Annotated in this window: 12 protein-coding genes; all 12 read left to right on the top strand. The window is 43.1% G+C overall.

All coding sequences use genetic code 11. From position 1 onward, the window contains the following. Window positions 1-99: 99 nt before the first annotated feature. Window positions 100-2,160, top strand: a complete 2,061-nt coding sequence (locus B158_RS0108720; protein ID WP_018624989.1) for a S8 family serine peptidase — start codon at window positions 100-102, stop codon at window positions 2,158-2,160. A gap of 207 nt (window positions 2,161-2,367) precedes the next feature. Then, window positions 2,368-4,833, top strand: a complete 2,466-nt coding sequence (locus tag B158_RS0108715; RefSeq protein WP_018624988.1) for a S8 family peptidase — start codon at window positions 2,368-2,370, stop codon at window positions 4,831-4,833. Between the two features lie 202 nt (window positions 4,834-5,035). Continuing rightward, window positions 5,036-5,872 carry a DUF6689 family protein gene (locus tag B158_RS0108710; RefSeq protein WP_026309331.1) on the top strand — a complete coding sequence of 279 codons (837 nt, stop codon included), beginning with the start codon at window positions 5,036-5,038 and terminating at the stop codon, window positions 5,870-5,872. A gap of 16 nt (window positions 5,873-5,888) precedes the next feature. Further along, window positions 5,889-6,785 (top strand): FHA domain-containing protein, encoded by an 897-nt coding sequence (locus tag B158_RS0108705; protein WP_033413883.1) that lies wholly within the window; start codon window positions 5,889-5,891, stop codon window positions 6,783-6,785. 20 nt (window positions 6,786-6,805) lie between these two features. Next, a complete protein-coding gene (locus tag B158_RS0108700; RefSeq protein WP_018624985.1) occupies window positions 6,806-10,171 on the top strand; it encodes a serine/threonine-protein kinase in 3,366 nt (1,121 codons plus the stop codon). Beyond that, window positions 10,164-10,907 (top strand): sensor histidine kinase, encoded by a 744-nt coding sequence (locus B158_RS0108695; RefSeq protein WP_018624984.1) that lies wholly within the window; start codon window positions 10,164-10,166, stop codon window positions 10,905-10,907. Before B158_RS0108700 ends, B158_RS0108695 begins: the two co-directional genes overlap by 8 nt. Continuing rightward, the gene (locus B158_RS0108690; RefSeq protein WP_018624983.1) at window positions 10,904-11,542 is read left to right on the top strand and encodes a response regulator transcription factor; all 639 of its coding nucleotides are present in this window, start codon (window positions 10,904-10,906) and stop codon (window positions 11,540-11,542) included. The genes B158_RS0108695 and B158_RS0108690 overlap by 4 nt, the downstream gene beginning before the upstream one ends. Next, window positions 11,543-11,944, top strand: coding sequence for a hypothetical protein (locus tag B158_RS0108685; RefSeq protein WP_018624982.1), 402 nt, complete (start codon window positions 11,543-11,545; stop codon window positions 11,942-11,944). 120 nt (window positions 11,945-12,064) lie between these two features. Then, window positions 12,065-14,527, top strand: coding sequence for a S8 family serine peptidase (locus B158_RS0108680; RefSeq protein ID WP_018624981.1), 2,463 nt, complete (start codon window positions 12,065-12,067; stop codon window positions 14,525-14,527). 157 nt (window positions 14,528-14,684) lie between these two features. Further along, window positions 14,685-15,863 (top strand): acyl-CoA dehydrogenase, encoded by a 1,179-nt coding sequence (locus tag B158_RS0108675; protein WP_018624980.1) that lies wholly within the window; start codon window positions 14,685-14,687, stop codon window positions 15,861-15,863. A gap of 179 nt (window positions 15,864-16,042) precedes the next feature. Beyond that, window positions 16,043-16,339, top strand: a complete 297-nt coding sequence (locus B158_RS0108670; protein WP_018624979.1) for a hypothetical protein — start codon at window positions 16,043-16,045, stop codon at window positions 16,337-16,339. A gap of 128 nt (window positions 16,340-16,467) precedes the next feature. Then, the gene (locus B158_RS0108665) at window positions 16,468-18,651 is read left to right on the top strand and encodes a carboxy terminal-processing peptidase (RefSeq protein ID WP_018624978.1); all 2,184 of its coding nucleotides are present in this window, start codon (window positions 16,468-16,470) and stop codon (window positions 18,649-18,651) included. The last annotated feature ends 103 nt before the right edge of the window (window positions 18,652-18,754 follow it).

Raw genomic sequence — 18,754 nt, 5'->3', positions numbered from 1 at the left:
CATGATCTAGGGGCTTTACCCAATACCTGATTTCATTGGCTTTGTGCATAGTCGTAGTCGAGACCTAAAAATTATTATTTTGACTACGAGGACCAAACCATGAAACCAACTGTATCAATTATCACAGCCAGTGTTTTGGCAGCCGTAGCAGGGACCGCTCACGCAGACGCTATTATCGGACCTGAGTTAACTGAAATGTTACCTACAGCGTTAACGCCAACCAAAGTTATTGTGACTACCCATGACCAATCACAACTGAATGATGTGATGGCTAACCTTGGTCAGCCATACCTGGCGATGAAAACCTTGCCTATGGCTGGTGCAACTTTGACTAAAGCGCAAATTAATGCACTCGCTAAAGATGAGCGCGTTAAAAGTATCTACTATGATGCGCCTTTAAAATATTACAACTACAACTCTGGTGAAATCACTGGCGGCCATTATGTACATGATGTTGAAAATGTCACGGGCCGCGGTGCAACCATTGCTGTATTAGATTCAGGAGTTGATGCTACACACCCTGATTTACAGTTTGGTTCTAAAGTTGTACAAAACGTTAAAATCGTTGGCGATCTCGATTTGGCTGGCGGTTTGAATGTGTTTCTTGAGGGTGTTCCAAACAGTGATACCAGCTCAGGTCACGGCTCCCACGTAGCAGGTACGGTTGCAGGTACCGGTGCAGCTTCTGCCGATGATGCTCGCCGTGCAAATTACCATGATGGTATTGCTCCTGACGCAAAACTGGTTGGCTTAGGTGCTGGTGATGCCATCTCGATTCTTTATGCAATTGCGGGTTTTGATTATGCAATTGGCAACAAAGATAAATATGGCATTGATGTAATCACCAATAGCTGGGGAACTTCGGGCGGCGCCAACTTTGACCCTAATAGCCCAACCAATCAAGCATCATACGAAGCTTACAAACAGGGCATCATTGTAACTTTCGCTGCGGGTAACGACGGCCCAGGTGATAACACTCTTAACCCTTATGGTGTTGCTCCATGGACTATTAATGTTGCAGCGGGTACAGAAAATCGCGGTTTAGCAGATTTTTCAAGTCGCGGTGTTGCCGGAGATGAATTCAAAGCTCCTGACGTGACTGCACCAGGTAGTAATATCATCTCTACAAAAGCATTGAATACCGTTCTGCCACTATTAGGTCCAGTGCTTGACCCTGAGTATCCAGAGTATGATGTTTATTATGCCGGAATGAGTGGTACTTCTATGGCTACTCCATTCGTTGCTGGTGTAGCAGGCTTACTTCTTGAGGTTAATCCTGACCTATCTCCTGACCAGATTGAAGAAATCATTCGTGATACAGCTGACCCAATGGAAGGTTTTGAATTCCATCAAGTGGGTGGCGGTTACATCAATGTTAAAGCAGCGATAGAGCTTGCTCGCGTTACAGAAGGTAAGCGTGCTGAGTTCCTAGCTGGCGAAACAAAATGGTCATCTCAGGGTAACTGGAAAGTGGTTTCAGAGAATGATTCTATGATTGACTATGTTTCACGCTGGAGCACTAAGTCTGACTCTGAAAGTACTGAGGGTAGCTATCAGCAAAGCCGCCGTAACAATGCTGAAGTCATGTTTAACTTCATCGGTGATAGCATTCAGATTCTTTACACAGCCAACTCAAAAGGTGGCCATGGTGAAGTTTTCCTGAATGGTCAAAGCAAAGGAGTTATCGACTTCTATGCTCCGGAGTCAACAGCAAAGGCTTTTGTTCTGCGCGATTTAAATACTTCACAGGTTCACAGCCTGTCTATCAAAAACGTTGAAGGCACCATTAACTTTGATGGCCTGAAAATGGATGGTCAACTAGTGGACAACGGGACCTCTATTACTACAGACCAGCAGGTTATTGAGGGTAACATTGGCCCTTCGGCTGAAAACATCCAGTTCAATGATCATGTAATTAGCGTTGGTGCTGATGCAGTAGCCATTGATGCAGTATTGAGCTGGGGCGGTGTGGCTGACCTCGATTTCCAAATGCTAGATGCTGAAGGAAATGTTGTTGCTAGCAGTGCATCTCTGGATAACCCTGAGGTCATTTCATTCAGACCAGAACAGGCTGGTGACTACACCTTACGTGTGAACGGATATATTAGTGTTTCGACTGACTACACGATAGATGTAGAAGTATCGAACCTGATCCAGTAACTGCTCGTGAGAGGCGTTGGGGGCCTTCGGGCCCTCTTTTTTAATTCCTGCGAAATCACATTAACAAAGTTCAAACAATAACAATCTCTGATAGGGGTTTTCCCTAAGGGAATCTAAGTAATTGCACCGATAGCTAATAAGTCAAAAATGACTTGCAATGGATGATGAAACATCAATCTATTAAACACACAAAGGGGTAGTGTATTAATGAACACACAAATCAAACGACTAGCGCTAGCGGCTACATTAGCTGGCTTTAGCATGAATGCAGCAGCAGAAGCCGTTATCGGTAGTGAGCTGCAGCAGAACTTACAGACCATGTCAGTTACTGACAGCACTATGGCTGTGGTGACTTTCGATCAACTTGATCAGTTAGCACCTCAGCAAATCCAGTCATTGATGGACTTGGGAATTACTGAAGGTGTTCAGTTCCAGTCTCTGCCAATAATCGGTGTTGTTGCAACTCCGCTACAGATTGAGCAAATCAGCAAAATGGATGGTGTCCGTTCTGTGTTTGCTAACCGTAACCTGAAATATTTCAACGCTGAAGCTCGCGAATTAACCGGTGCAGAAAAGTTGCAAAGTGATGAGTTTATGCAAACAAATGGCATTAGCTTTACCGGTAAGGGCGTTACCGTCATGGTCAATGACTCTGGTATCGATGCGACTCATGATGACCTGCAGTTCGGAACTAAGGTTGTTGAAAATGTTCAAGCTCTCACACACGCACAAGCGTTATCTCTCACAGGCTTCAGCGGAGCATGGATTGAGGGGCAGTTGAATACGGATCTTAATGTTGGTCATGGTACTCACTGTGCCGGTACGGTAGCAGGTTGGGGTACAAACTCAGATGGTAAGTACAAAGGCGCAGCTCCTGATGCTGAATTGGTTGGCTATGGTTCTGGAGCGGGCTTATCAATTCTTGATGCGCTTGGTGGGTATGACTATGCCATTACCCATATCTATGACTTCAATTCGCCCATTCGTGTGATGAGCAATTCGTGGGGCTCAAGCGGTAAATATGAACCAAATGGTCCTATTTCTGTAGCATCGTACAAAGCTTATAAGTTAGGCATGATTTCTGTTTTTGCTGCTGGTAATGATGGCCCAGGTGAAGATACTCACAACCCTTATGCACAGATCCCTTGGGGTATGTCTGTTGGTGCTGGTACCAAGCAGGGTACATTGATTGACTTTTCTTCTCGTGGTCAGCGCGATGAGACAGGTACATTTACTATGCCTGATGGAACCGAGTGGACTTACCGTAATGAGGTTTCGGTGGTTGCTCCGGGGGTCGATATTATTTCAACTCGCGCCAAAACCAACCTGGTTTCAAATGGTGGCGATGCTGATATTGATGCTATCGAAACTGAATATCTTCCTTACTACACCATGATTTCCGGTACTTCGATGGCTACGCCGCATGTCGCCGGCATTATTGCTCTGATGCTTGAGGCTAATCCAAACCTGACACCGCTTGAAACAAAGCGCCTGATTCAGGAAACTGCTACTAACATGCCTGGTTATGAAACCTGGGAAGTAGGGGCCGGCTATGTTAATGCCTATGCCGCAGTTGCCGCAGCACTTAATTACGACACTGGTCATAAAGTTACGGTGAACAACTTTAACACCTTTAACGGTAATGCCATTGTACTACCACCTACCGATCCAGAAGCGTTTGAAGTGCTTTATTCTCCAGTAGGAGAGCCAGAAGTTCATGAGTTTACTGTGGGCCCTGATGCTGTCTGGATTTCTGCTTCTGCTGAGTCTCTAGCAAATACCATCAAACTAAAATTAGAAGCTCCGGATGGTACCGAGTACTTCGGAAACTTGACGCTACCAGTGTTAACGACTTCAATGCGTGTCTCTGCGCCAGCTCAAGAGGGTACATGGAAACTTTCCGCATATGGTTTAACATCGCTTTCTGGGGTAGAAGCTGACCCAACAGGAGCAACAAATGGACCAGGCGTACCAGAAGTAGTCAGTGGCCAAATTGGCATCTTTACTTCAGGTGGTTACGAAGGTCTTGATGATATTGGCGGACACCCAGCGGAAAAAGCTATTCAGTTTGCTACCAGTGAGCGCTTGGTTGATAGCTTTAATGACAAGTTCTTCCGTCCTGATCGTGCTTTGAAGCGTAAAGAATTGGCTCAGTATTTAGTGATGGGTGCTGCCGTAAGACAGTATCGAGATCTATTAGGCGAGCAAGCTGTTAACTTTACGGATATAGGATCTGATCTAGCTCCTTATGCGGAATCTGCTGGTGCTGAAGGAGGAGCGTTAAAAGACCGCGTTCAAACTCAACAGCCAGTCATGTTGAGCAATGGCGATAAGTTCCGCCCAAATGACAATGTCAGTAGAGTCGAGCTTGCTTATTCATTAGTACAAAGCTTAGGTTTGGAAACTGAAGCAAAGGCTTTCAGCGGTGATGTAACGGTCGATTACAATGGTGAAGTCATTCCTGTTCTTGACCAGAATGATATTCCAGCTGAGCTACGTGGCTATGTCCAGTTAGCACTGGATCTATCAATAGTTGGCGTACGCTTTGATGTTGAGCAGGGACCATTTGACCTACAGTCTAAATTGGTCGCTTACTTCGAGCCTGCTGAAACTGTTAGCCGTGCGGAGTACGCTGTATTAATTGGTCGCTTTTACGATTCGTATTATCAATAAGTTAGCTTATTAATTGGATGCAACTCATTCAGAAATTTGTTAACTACTATTGAATATACGAGAAAAGTAGGCAGGGATGCCTACTTTTTAATCAATTTGTTGTAATGCATTCTTGCTTTAGGGCATAAATTTAAGTATTTTGAAATGGAGTGTTGCATTAGTTATATCTAATGAAATATTTCTCTCACGTTGCGAGGTAAAGATGATGTCAGCTTTTAAAGCTCTAGCCTTAAGCGTAGTCGTTCTATTCATGAGCTTTGGCTCGATCGCCAGTAAAGCTAATCCAGTAGAACTTACGGTCCAGGGTGACAAAGTTGAAGCCGTAATCAATCTTACAGGGAACGTATCAGCTGATTTAACTTTAACTTTTGAAAATTCTGTGGGATTAACCGCAGATAACATCGGTATCACTGCAGAGTTAATTGATATTACGGATATAAATATCCTTAATAGACTTTCAGATGTTACCAATATCAATCTTCAGGCTGCTTTTCCAATGCTGATTACGATTGAGCCCCCATCAAATAAAGGGTTCGCTTTTTCAGGATTGGCTACAGTAGATATCCATACCCATAATTTAGATTACTTGCCGGGTACACCACTGCGATTCTTCAAGGCGCCTCTAAATGGTCAGTTTGAAGATATTACTGCAACCATGGGTTCCGGGAGTTATCGTGCGCGCGGAACAACAGGTAAGTTCTCGCAGTTTCTGATTGTTGCTGACTTAAGACCAGTTCTTACGGTTGTGAACACCAAGTACAACCGTTTAAGTAACAGTCTTGCAACTTTCTCAACCCAGATTGACCCAGTGCTTTATAGCCAGTTAAGCAGTAAGTTGAGCGAAGTACAGCAACTGATTACTCAACAGAACTACACCTTGGCCAGTAATAAAGTAGATGAATTTAGTCGAATCATTGAACAGGCAGATCCAGCCGATATTCCCAATGTCTGGCGCTCAAGTCGTGATATCGACAATGTTGCCGGTGAGCTGATTGCGTATGCCAATACGCTTAGATTCAGCCTACGTCTTGTTAACTAAATTTGAATAGACGACTATGCCTGCAAAGATAACGGTCTGTTATTCAGACCAACCCGCAACTGAAGCATTTCTCTATGAGCGGTCCGACTATCGAATTGGTCGGGCTAGCTCCTGTGACCTGGTCTTAAAACATCCAACCGTTTCCAGACAACATGCGCTTATGTCTCATCTAGCCGATGGCTGGCACTTGAATGATCAGTCGAGCCAGAATGGTACTAAAGTTAATGGGGTAAAAGTTGAGGCAAGCTTGCTGAACGGCAATGAGCTGATTTCTGTGGGTGACGTAGATTGTTTATTTGAAGCAAAGACTGCACAACAGCTACAAGCTATTGAGGCGCATAACCATTGGCGTTTGGAGCAGACTAAATCTATTAATCATGTAGCAGATGGCATGTTAGTCGAAACCCTGCAGGAGCAACTGAATTCCGTTATCAGTTTAATGGGTACTCAACGTGGCCTGGTGATGCTCGGAAACGATTTCCAAAGCTTAAAAGTCGGTGCTGTACTTGGCATGTCTTCAGCTGACTTTGATAACCGCTCATTCGAAGGAAGTGTCGGTGCTATGATGAAAGCCATCAATACCGCTAATTCCGTAGTAGCAATGGATGTCAGTCAAGATGCCATGCTGGCAAAGCGTGAGAGTGTTCAGCGCAAGCAAATTGCTGCATTGGCCTGTGTACCGTTATTTTCTGATAATCAGTTAATTGGTGTGGTCTATACAGACAGCAAAGAATCTACCAAAGTGTTGACTGAACTAGATATGGATATCCTATCCATAATTAGTCAGCAAATAACTTTAAGTTCCGAGGCGATTGTTTTACAAAATCAAATAACCAATCTCATGAATCTGGTGCCAGAATCAAGAAGTTATGATAGCCTGTTAAATAAACCGATATTACAACTCGTGCATTAACACTATAAGGTTAAGCTTCAATGGTGAATGATGACCCGAAGCAAAGCCAAAATGATTCTGGGGACTTATCAAAGACTCAAGTAATTGAAGACTTTGAAATTCTTGAAACTGGAACCCTTCTGGCTGGACGTTTCCAAGTTGAAAAATTACAGGGTGTAGGTCGATTTGGTGCTGTCTATAAAGTAAAAGACTTGCAGCTCGATGTCATAGTTGCGCTAAAAGTCTTGCATCCGGTTATCTCAAAAAATCAGCAAGCCCTTGCTGACTTCAAAAAAGAAATTCTCCTCCTAAGGCAACTTTCCCATCCCAATATCGTTCGGGTGCATGAATACTATAGCGATAACGAACTACACTTTTTTACCATGGACTGGATTGAAGGGGAAAGCCTTGAACAGAAAATGGAGCACAATAATAAATCGGGTGATACTTTCTCAGAAAGTCAGATTGAGCTCTATATTAATCAGATTATCAGTGCCCTGAGTTTTGCCGAGAGTCATAATATTTATCATCGCGACATTAAGCCAGAAAATATCCTTATCGCTCATAATGATCAGCTTTATCTGGCAGATTTTGGCCTTGCAGTATTATCTGAATCAAAGGAACAGGGCGTTATTAGTGGAACGCCACAATACTTGCCACCCGAATACCTGCAAAGAAATGAAATAAGCAGTAGCATCGATCTCTATGCCGTTGGAGTCATTCTCTATCAAATTTTATGTAATACATTGCCTTTTGATGGAAATTCACTTGATATACTTATTGAGCAAAAACAGAAAGGAACCAAAGAGTTTCCAGCAGCAAGATCAGATTTCAAAAAATTTAAGTCGGTAGTACTTAAGCTAATTTCTCCATACAGTAATTCACGCTACCCATCAGCTGTAGATTTACAGTTAGCGATTGATTATGCCTTCATCAAGCAGCCACCTAAAGCCAGAGCAAATAAGGTTTTTGGTTTGGTCGCTGCAGTTATCCTTATTTCACTGGCTGCAGTTTTCTGGTGGCGTTATCAAAATCAGCCAATAGTTTCATCGCAATATACCTCGCTGGCAATTTTACCTTTTGAGAGTGAGACACGAGGCCAGTCTGTTGATAGCTGGGTTAAATACGGTATTCCTGACTATCTTAATTATCAGCTAACTCAATACCCAGAGTTAAGACTGGTAAATAATGAGCGTGTATTAGAAACTCTTGATTTGCTAGGCTACCAATCCACCCTAAATGATAACCAGATACTTCTGCTAGCTGATTTACTTAAAGTAAACAAAATTGTTAATGCAAGGGTGATAGCTTCCAGTAGCGATCAAAATACATTGCTTGTGGAAGTGTTATCCATATCCGGCAATACTGTAAATAAGCAACCGGTTTCTGAAGTTGTCATGCAGTCCGATTCCGCTGACTCAATAGTTAGGCAGCTAGTTTCTGATCTCAATCAGGCTTTGAAGATTAACCAACAGCCATCAATAGAAAGCAGTGAAGCTTTTATTCTACAAAGTGCAGTACAAGAATTAATTAAGAATAGTGAATGGCAACAGGCAGCAACCAAGCTTGCTGAGTTAATTAATCAGCAGCCTGATTCCGAACACTTATGGTTTGAGCTTGGTCAGGTGTACTTAAACATGGGAGAAAATTCTCAGGCGGAAAGTGCATTTGCCAAATCCCAATCGTTAAGTCCAGCTCAAAGCTTCATCCATATCCATTCAACCGCCATATTAAATGAGCTTGCTGAAAAGTTTGACCAGGCTGAGATAGATTATCTTAGTCTTATTGAACAATATCCTTTAAACATTGATATTAAATTTTCACTTGCTGAACTCTACGTTTCAACGCAACAGTTTCCAAAAGCTGAACAGACGCTTCAACAAGTCGTAGCTCTCGATCCTAATCACCCTGGCGCCTGGTTTGAATTGGCTAAAGTATCAATTTGGTCAGGTGACGCACAAACAGCTGTTGATGACTATTTGGTAAAAGCACTGGTCATCGCTAAAAAACTCAAAGACATTAATTTAGAAGGTGATGTGTTGAATGCAATGGGGGTTGCATACCAGCGTCTTGGTAATTTAGCGCTTGCACAAGACTATTATGAACAGGGGTTATACAAGCGTAAAACAGCCGATGATCAAAATGGTATGGCAACGAGTATGTCAAACCTTGCATCTGTTCACTCTATTCAGGGACAGCACGAAGAGGCTACTAATTATCTTGAGCAGAGCCTTGCTGTTTATGAGTCCTTAAATGACATGGAAGGCAAGGCCAACGCCTTTAATGAAATGGGTATCATTGATGAGGAACAGGGTCTGTATGAAAAAGCGCTTGAGAATTATCGTCAGGCATTATCCCTGCGTATCAATCTTGGAGACGAATGGCTTAAAGCTGAGAGCATGAACAATATCGGCTTTATTTACTACTTACTTTCAAACCCAGAAAATGCTTTAGTTTATTGGCAGCAGGCCGAGCAGGCGTATCAAAAAGTTCAGGATCCCGTTGGCGTTATCAGGGTTCGCGAAAACCTTGGTCAGATGGAACTAGCTATGGGGAATTGGCGCAGTGCTTATTTCATATTTGAAAAAGCATTGCAGGACTCTAGAGAGCTGGGATTATTTGAAGAGGCTCTAGTGGCTGAAGCTTATCTCGCAAAACTCAGTTTTTTGCAGGGTAATTTCGAGCAAAGTCTTCCTAAGTTAGATTCCCTTTATCAACAATTGCAGGAACGTAATGATATCCGCGGCGTGATTGAGTTTGGCTTATGGCTGGCAGACTGGCATTCACTCACAGGTAATCACGGTGCTTTACAGGAGCAGCTGCAAACAATAAATGATTTGGTGGTTGATAAAGGAAGTGTAGAGCAACAGTTTTACTTTAAGACCTTGCTGTTACGCACTGAGGAACAATCGTTACAGTCTGAACAATTTCTGCTTGATATGTTTGATAAAACTAACATACCTGAGGCAACCAAATTACGATATTTACTTGACCAGGCCAGGCGCTCGCTCAAAACAAATAAAGAAGGTTTTCCTGAGTTTGTTGAAAAAATACGCCTTTATGACATGGCCCTTCATCAATATGAATATATTTATCTATTAGAATTAGAAGCTGCCTATTCTTTCATTAATAATGATTGGAAAAGGTTGGAGCAATCGTTAAATGAGGCAGACCAGCTTTTGCGAAGAATGGGAGATTACTGGAGAAGCTTCCAGCTCAATCGCCTTCGGGCTTTACTGGTAGAACACTCAGGTGAATCACCAGCACTTTATCGCCAACGAGCACAACAACAACTTAATCATCTATTAAAGCAACTACCAGAGGACTCTCGTATGGTATTTATAGAACAACAAAACATTGTTGCTTTTGATGATGACTTAATGGAGCTCAGTGTTAACGATGAATAGTGAAAAAGATATTTCAGAGCTGGTAAATGAACTTAGTCAGAAACAGCAAAAGATTGCACAGGAACTTCTTAGCGGTAATCAGCAAATGCGCACATTAGCGAAACGAGTATGGCGAGTTCAGGAAGATGAGAGAAAGCATATTGCTCGTGAACTGCATGACGGGGTGGGGCAGTTATTGACCGCTTTAATTAACCAATTACAGCAAATGCACAAGGAAGGTGAACCTGACCCTGCGGAGCTTAATGAGGCTTTGACTCTGGCTAGACAGGCGCTTAGTGATACTCGTGAAATATCACGATTGATGCGCCCCAGAATTCTTGATGACCTGGGTTTGATTCCCGCGTTGCAATGGTTATCCCGTGTGATGAGCGAAAGAAACTCGATTAAGATTGATCTCCATGAGCAATTATCAGTCAATCTTGATGATGAAACACAGACGCTGGTTTTCAGAGTGGTGCAGGAAGCTATTACAAATGCCATAAAGCATGCAAAAGCGAGCCACATTGATATTACGGTAATTGCAACCGAGCGGATGCTGGTGATCAAAATTAAGGATAATGGCGTGGGTATGACCCAAGACACATCTGAATCTGCTGAAGGCTTTGGCCTGTCTGCCATGCGTGATCGAGTTGCAGCATTTGGTGGTCAATTGATGGTTGAGTCTCAACCGGGTGAAGGCTGTGAAATTAAAGTAGTCATCACGGGGTCAATAGGTGAGGGAGGTGCATTAACATGATACGTGTCATGCTGGCTGATGATCATACGATTCTTAGACAAGGTCTGGTCAGTTTATTAAGTAAAGACGCTGATTGCACTGTTGTAGCGGAGGCTTCCAATGGTCTGGAAGCTGTTGAGAAAGCATTCGAAACCAGGCCGCAGGTAGCGGTTATCGATATTTCAATGCCTGAACTTAATGGCATGGAAGTTGTTAAGCGAATTCATGACAAATTACCGGAATGCAAAATTCTGGTTTTGACCATGCATGAAGAACAGGAATATGTCATTCACATGGTTCGTGCCGGCGCTTCAGGTTATTTATTAAAAGACAGTGCCAGTGAAGAGTTGATTGATGCGGTTAAAGCGCTGGCCAGTGGCAAAACCTACTACAGTCAGTATGCAGCCAGTGTTTTGGCAACTCAGTACTCGCAACCCGATCAAGAATGGCAAGATCCTTATAAAAACTTAACCCAGCGTGAGCGTGAAGTGTTTCATCTAGTAGTTGACGGTAAGACTACAAAGGACATTGCCCGAGCGTTAGATATCAGCGTGAAAACTGCTGAAAATCATCGAGGAAAAGTGCTGGAAAAACTTGGCGTATCCAATACAGCTGAGTTAGTTCGCTATGCAGCGAAACATAATCTGTTGGTTTAAATGATGGTAACAGATATAAATTCTACTAGTTCGAAAGAAAAACTGGCATTAGTTGTCGCTCCTTTAATTAGCTGCCTGTTACTTTGGGTAGTTGCTTTAATATTTTTACCAGGAGATTGGATCGCTCACATCATTATCTTTGTGACATTAGCCATAATCTATCCCGCAATGCTATTAACATTTTTCGCAATCATTAAGCCAATTAAAAAAACATTCATCCTGAATCAAGTTACCTTGATATTTATTAGTGTAATCGTTGGATTTATTCTTTCAGCGATAATAGGGGCTTTATACTTTAAAGCTAGCCCCAGTGAAATGTTTGGTTTTGGAATCTATGGCTTGGTTATAGCTTTAATAACCTCAGTTCCTTTTGGCCTAATTGCTGGCTATAAATTTATTTAAATTCAGCAAGCTGGCCATACGAGGGTACTATCACTAACTTCCAATAGGGGTTTTCCCCAATTATTCTTTTTACTACTTTGTGGGATGCTCAAACCCTCAATCCAATGGGGGTTTCCTAACATGAGTAAATTCAACTTAAAAACAAAGCCTATTTACGGAGCCATTTTGGCTGCCGGTTTAGGTATATCTGCGGTGGCAGGTCATGCCAAATCAATTGGTCCACAGCTTTCTGACCTTTTGTCAGAGGCAACTGAGCAAGAAGTGTTCGAGGTTATCGTAACCTTTGAAGGCAATGAGCCTGCGTCGCTTTCACAACTACAGGCGCTTGAAAGCCTGGGTGTCAGTAGCGGTGTAAGTTTCAACAGTCTGCCGATGGTGGGTATTACAGCAACTAAGCAACAAATTGATGCAATCTATTCGCGTGATGATGTTCGTTCAGTCTGGTACAACGCACCATTAACTCTGGAAAATGATGGCTCCACAGAGCTGACAGGCGTTGATCGTTTACGCGATGATCAGTCAATGCGTAATATGGGTATGCCATATTCTGGCCGTGGCATCGGTGTAGTTATCAACGATTCAGGTGTTGATGGCACTCATAGCGACATTAAGTATCCCAATCATGTCACGCAAAATGTTTTGGCTCAGGTTAATTTGAATTCCTTGTCAGGCATTCTGCCTATTACTTATCAGGAAGATGTTGCCAACACTGATATCGGCGGCGGCCATGGTTCGCATGTTGCGGGTATTATCGGTGGTAACGGTGCCATGTCGAGCGGTCTTTACCAAGGTGTAGCTCCGGGCGCGAAACTGATTGGTTATGGTTCAGGTGCTGGTTTATTTATTCTAGATACGCTGGGCGGCTTTGATTATGCCTTAACTCATCAGTTTGACTACAACATCCGAGTCATTTCAAATTCGTTTGGTAATACCGGTGACACAGGTACTGACTTCAATCCTGACGATCCAACCAACGTAGCAACCAAAGCCTTGAGTGATAATGGAGTTATTGTGGTTTTTTCTGCGGGTAACTCAGGATCAGGCGAAGCGACCATTACTGGTAACTTCAAAAAGGCTCCATGGGTTATTACAGTTGCTGCAGGTGACAAGCAAGGCGATTTAGCCGACTTCAGCTCACGCGGTGTCAAAGGTAAAACAGGCCAAGCGGTGGTTGATGGCGAAACCTTCACCTGGGAAGATCGCCCAACGATTACTGCACCTGGTGTGGATGTTATTTCAGCGCGCGCATCATTATCAAGTCTGAGTGCATTAAGCATTACTTCTGATAGCGAAGTAATGGATGCCAACCATGTACCTTATTACACGGTTATGAGTGGTACTTCGATGGCAGCACCTCATGCATCAGGTATTGTTGCGTTAATGCTTGAAGCCAATCCTAATCTGACCTGGCGTGAAGTTAAGCGCATTCTTCAGGAAACGGCAACCAATATGCCGGGACTTGAGCCATGGGAAAGCGGTGCCGGATATGTGAATGCTTATGCTGCGGTAAAAGCAGTGCTTGATGAGTCTAAAAGCTTTGGCGAAACGGCGAAAATCCAACGTGAATTTAATGCAGCGGCGCAAACATCCGTTGCAGGCGAGTTTGAGATTACCGTTCCATTTAGCCCTGTTGGTGAGAATGAAGGCGTAACTTTCGAAGTAAATGATGAAGCTTCATTGTTGATGGTTCGCGCCAATGTTGCCGAAAATACTGTTGGAATGTCTTTAACCAGCCCTAGCGGCAAACGTTATGGCTCAAGCATTGCTCTGCCTGTCTTGGGTGAGAACATCGCTGTAACAGCTCCTGCGGAAGCCGGGACCTGGACATTGCGCGCCAATGGCATTGGTGGAGTCTCTGGAGTCGATGTTGATCCTGTGAATGCCACTAATGGTTATGCGTTACCGGGCGAAATTGATGCGGTTGTTAAAATCACTCGCACTGATGGCTTCGTTGGTCTCAATGATGTTGTTGGTCACCCTGCGCAGGCTTTCATTGAAGCTGCGGTTAGCGAGCAACTTGTCGATGCACTAGACGATGGATTTGCACCTGATGTGGTAATTAGTCGCTCACAAATGGCTGACTATCTGACACTTGGTGCCGGTATTCGACAGTCAAATGCAGCAGATAGTGTTCAGTTCATTGATGTAACCATCGATACTTCAGCAATTAATGCTGTAACACAGAGCGGTTCTCCACTTCGCGATAGAGCGCAAGTAACCGATCCAGTTATGACAGCAAACGGCAACATGTTTAACCCAAACGCGGGTGTAAGCAAATTGGATGTAGCTTATTCACTGGTTCAGTCGCTTGGACTGGAGGAACTCGCCAATAGCTTCTCGGGTGATATTACTGCAATCTTTGGTGCTGACAGAGTGGTACTTGAAGATCAGGCCATGATCCCTCAAGAGTTCAAAGGTTATGTCCAGCTTGCACTTGACCTGGGTATTCTGAATGCTCAATTTTCGGTAGAGCAGGGTATGTTTGACCTGGAGCCAACCATCAAAGCTCAGTTTAATCCTTATAATCAAATGACTCGCGCTGGCTTTGCGGTTGCAATGACTCGCTTATACAACGCACGATAAGTTCTATCCCTCCTGATAAAGGATTGATCTAGCCCAAGGATTGGGCACTTTTCTTATATTTTCTGGTCAGATGTGTACATAACCACTGGTTAATTATGACCAGATTGCGTATATTCGGTGCTTCAATTTTTTACCCTTAACCAAACAGATTTTTATCATGTCTAAAGCATTACTTGACCACTGGGACGACATACTATTACTCGATGAGCAGTTAACGGAAGAAGAGCGCATGATCCGTGATGCTGCACGTGACTATTGTCAGGAAAAACTGATGCCTCGCGTACTAGAGGCTAACCGTCATGAAATTTTTGATCGCGAAATCATGAACGAGCTAGGCGAACTTGGTTTGCTAGGTTCAACCATTGATGGTTATGGCTGTGCCGGTGCATCCTATGTTGCTTATGGCCTGGTAGCTCGCGAAGTTGAGCGAGTTGATTCCGGTTATCGTTCTGCTTTATCAGTCCAGTCCAGTTTGGTTATGCATCCTATTAATGCTTACGGCACAGAAGCGCAGAAAGAAAAATTCCTGCCAAAATTAGCTTCCGGCGAGTGGGTAGGGTGTTTTGGTCTGACTGAGCCTGATTCAGGATCTGATCCAGCGAGTATGAAAACTCGTGCCAAGAAGGTTGATGGTGGCTACCGTTTAACCGGCAGTAAAATGTGGATCACTAACTCACCAATTGCCGATGTGTTCATTGTTTGGGCTAAAGATGATGAAGGCGACATTCGTGGCTTTATTCTGGAAAAAGGCATGGAAGGTCTTTCAGCACCCAAGATCGAAGGTAAGTTTGCATTACGCGCCTCGATCACTGGTGAAATCGTGATGGACAATGTTTTTGTACCAGAAGAAAACAAGTTTCCTGAAATCAAAGGCCTAAAAGGTCCTTTCGGATGCTTAAATGTAGCTCGTTACGGTATTTCATGGGGCGCGTTAGGTGCCGCTGAGTTCTGCTGGCATGCTGCGCGTCAATACGGTCTTGATCGTAAACAGTTCAACAAGCCATTAGCCTCAATGCAATTGTTCCAGAAAAAGCTTGCTGACATGCAAACAGAGATAGCTTTAGGTCTGCAAGGCTCATTACGAGTGGGGCGTCTAATTGATGAAAAACGCTTTAAGCCTGAAATGATTTCATTGGTTAAACGTAATTCATGCGGAAAAGCACTCGAAATTGCTCGTATGTCTCGTGATATGCATGGCGGTAATGGTATTGCAGATGAATACCATGTGATTCGTCATGTAATGAACTTAGAAGCTGTTAATACCTATGAAGGCACTCATGATATCCATGCCCTGATACTTGGTCGTGCTCAGACCGGATTGCAGGCTTTCATGTAAGCTGTTTTATATATTTTAAAGGGCCTTCCAAGGCCCTTTTTTTATGGCTGCAAAGGTTGATTTGTTTGGTTTTTAGCCAAGCTTTGTGACATTTAACTGACTTATACATGCTTCACTTGTGAGAAACAAATCTGAGCGCTACACTGAAAAGTAGGTAGTCAAAAGTCCAAGGAGGTCTTATGAAAGTCTATGTCATTGAAACTCATTTATTGGATGGCGACCAGGATATTGCCGTTTTTGACCAGAAACCTAAGGCGCAACGCTATGTCGAAAGCCACGAGTTGCATGGCAAACCCGAAGTTGTAGAAGTGCCTGTTCGCGGATATCAGCCAAATCCCGATGAAGTCTATACTGCTTCAAATTACGACGCTGCAAGAGATATTCAGTTTTTTGAGGGCGTCTATGGTAACCAGAAAGAAGCTGAAATAGCTGCTGGGCCGAATGGGCTGGTTCTTCATCGTTCAGTACGGCATTGATATTTAAAGATTTTTTATTTTATTACATACTTTTACACACTCTATGGCTTGTAATTTACGTAAATATACGCAACCTTTAGCATAGAGAAGAGTCATTATTGGAAAGATTTCCCATAAAAGGTATATAGATGAACAAAAATAAGTGGTTGGTTACGTTACTGGCTTTAACAATTCCGCTAAGTATTCAGGCGGAAGAAGTTAAAAATGCATCTTCAGAGAAGGCGGAAGAATTCGTCATTCCTGAGCCCGCCAGTTTAAGTATAAAGCCAGAAAATAAGTTTCGTGAAACAGGCAGAGTAATTTCATTCCTGTTAATGCAAAGTCACTATGAGCATCCTGATTTTGATGATGAACTCTCAGAAGAAGCTTATAACCAGTTCTTAAAAGCTCTTGACCCTAATCGCAGTTATTTTTATCAAAAAGATATAGAGCAACTCAATGATTACAAGACGCTGTTTGATGATGCCCTAAGGACTGGCCGTATTGAATTGGCCTATGATTTCTTTGCACTCTTCGAAGAACGTTTTCGTGATCGCTATATGTTTGCTTTAGAACAGCTCAAGAAACCGCTAGATTTCAATTCCGAAAGTGAGTTCGAGTATGACCGTCGTGAGTCTCCTTGGCCAAAAGATGAGAAGGAGATGAATGAGATTTGGAAAAAGCGTGTGCTGAATGATGCTCTAAATCTAAAGCTTGCTGAGCAGACTGATGAGCAGATTAAAGAAAAGTTATCTAAGCGATATGAATCTGCTATTCGTCGACTGTCACAAACCAAAAGTGAAGATGTTTTCGGTTATTTCATGAATTCGGTTAGTGCAGCTATCGACCCACACACCAATTATTACACGCCAAGGCAGTTTGAAAACTTCACAATCAATATGAGTCTCAAGCTACAGGGCATTGGTGCGGTACTCACTCAGGAAGACATGTTCACCAAAATTGTCTCAATCGTAAACAAAGGCCCTGCTGACAAGTCTGGCCAAGTCCATCCTAACGATAAGATTATCGGTGTCGCTCAAGGTGAAAAGGGCGAGATGGTCGATGTTATAGGATGGAGAAATGATGACGTCGTTGATTTAATCCGCGGTGAAGCAGGTAGTATAGTCCGACTACAGATAATTCCATATACCAAATCAGGTGATGGAATGCCTAAGGTCGTTAGCTTGGTTCGTGAGGAAATTAAACTTGAAGACCAGGCTGCCAAATCAAAAGTTCTTGAAGTAGAGCAGTACGACAAGAACTTTAAAATGGGCGTGATTGAATTACCATCCTTCTACTCAGAATCTGTAGCTTCCAATAGTGATGGTAAAAGTGAAATTACCAGCACAACTAAAGATGTTGCTAAGCTCATTAAAGAGCTTGATAAGCAAGACATTGATGGTTTGGTCATAGATCTTAGAAATAATGGCGGTGGCTCTTTATCAGAAGTTGTCAATCTTGTAGGGCTGTTTATTGATAAAGGCCCTGTTGTGCAGGGTAGAGACAGCAGAGGTCGCTTGCGTATTTTAAGAGATACGGACTCCGGAGTTGCTTACCATGGTCCTCTTGCGGTGTTGGTTAACGGTGGCAGCGCCAGCGCGTCGGAAATCTTTGCCGGTGCAATCCAAGATTACGGTCGAGGTATCGTTCTTGGCGAAAATACTTTTGGCAAGGGAACCGTTCAAAGTGTCGCTGATTTGAATCAATACATCAGAAATCCTGAAACACAGGTCGGTGCTCTTAAGTTAACTGTTGAAAAGTACTATCGTATTACCGGTGAGAGTACTCAAAATAAAGGGGTTAAACCTGACATTGAGTTTCCAACTATTTTTGACGTTGAAGAATACGGTGAAAGCTCTTATGACAACGCTTTGGCCTGGGATACTATAAAGTCGACTAACTTCCAGAAAACTGAAGGTTTACAGGAAGTCATTCCATTCTTACGCTCTAAGCATCACGAACGTAAGACCTCAAGTCAGGAGTTTTCATTCTTAGAAGAGGACATCACACGAGCAACAGAACGTCGTGATGAAAAAGTGGTTTCGCTGAACTATGAAAAGCGGTTGGCGGAGCGTAAACGCAATGATGACATACGACTGGAACGTGAAAATCTTCGTCGGAAAATTGAAGGTCTTGAACCTTTAGAGCAGTTAGCCTCTGAAGAAGATGGGGAAGAAGCAGAGTCCAGTGATATTACAGATATCGTTGATGAAGACCAAAAAGACTTGTTCCTTAAGGAAGCCGCCAATATCTTATCGGATTTAATCATGATAAGAGAAAAGCCTGAAATCGCGGCCAATTTTCTAGCCGAACAAAAAGCGGTTAAAAACTAATCACTCCTTTACGATTAAGCCAGCATTCCGCTGGCTTTTTTGTATGAGATATAATAAAAAGGATTTAGAAACTTATTGCGGGACTAATTAATGCAAGCACTAC

The sequence above is a fragment of the Kangiella aquimarina DSM 16071 genome (assembly GCF_000374105.1).
Classification (GTDB): domain Bacteria; phylum Pseudomonadota; class Gammaproteobacteria; order Enterobacterales; family Kangiellaceae; genus Kangiella; species Kangiella aquimarina.
The sequence above is the reverse complement of the archived record's forward strand: the minus strand, read 5'-3'. Positions and strand labels throughout refer to the sequence as shown.

Coding starts and splice junctions, on each gene's coding strand:
- B158_RS0108695 (WP_018624984.1), top strand. CDS start 10,164: ATGAATAGTGAAAAAGATATTTCAGAGCTGGTAAATGAACTTAGTCAG.
- B158_RS0108670 (WP_018624979.1), top strand. CDS start 16,043: ATGAAAGTCTATGTCATTGAAACTCATTTATTGGATGGCGACCAGGAT.
- B158_RS0108715 (WP_018624988.1), top strand. CDS start 2,368: ATGAACACACAAATCAAACGACTAGCGCTAGCGGCTACATTAGCTGGC.
- B158_RS0108710 (WP_026309331.1), top strand. CDS start 5,036: ATGATGTCAGCTTTTAAAGCTCTAGCCTTAAGCGTAGTCGTTCTATTC.
- B158_RS0108690 (WP_018624983.1), top strand. CDS start 10,904: ATGATACGTGTCATGCTGGCTGATGATCATACGATTCTTAGACAAGGT.
- B158_RS0108685 (WP_018624982.1), top strand. CDS start 11,543: ATGATGGTAACAGATATAAATTCTACTAGTTCGAAAGAAAAACTGGCA.
- B158_RS0108665 (WP_018624978.1), top strand. CDS start 16,468: ATGAACAAAAATAAGTGGTTGGTTACGTTACTGGCTTTAACAATTCCG.
- B158_RS0108675 (WP_018624980.1), top strand. CDS start 14,685: ATGTCTAAAGCATTACTTGACCACTGGGACGACATACTATTACTCGAT.
- B158_RS0108680 (WP_018624981.1), top strand. CDS start 12,065: ATGAGTAAATTCAACTTAAAAACAAAGCCTATTTACGGAGCCATTTTG.
- B158_RS0108700 (WP_018624985.1), top strand. CDS start 6,806: ATGGTGAATGATGACCCGAAGCAAAGCCAAAATGATTCTGGGGACTTA.
- B158_RS0108705 (WP_033413883.1), top strand. CDS start 5,889: ATGCCTGCAAAGATAACGGTCTGTTATTCAGACCAACCCGCAACTGAA.
- B158_RS0108720 (WP_018624989.1), top strand. CDS start 100: ATGAAACCAACTGTATCAATTATCACAGCCAGTGTTTTGGCAGCCGTA.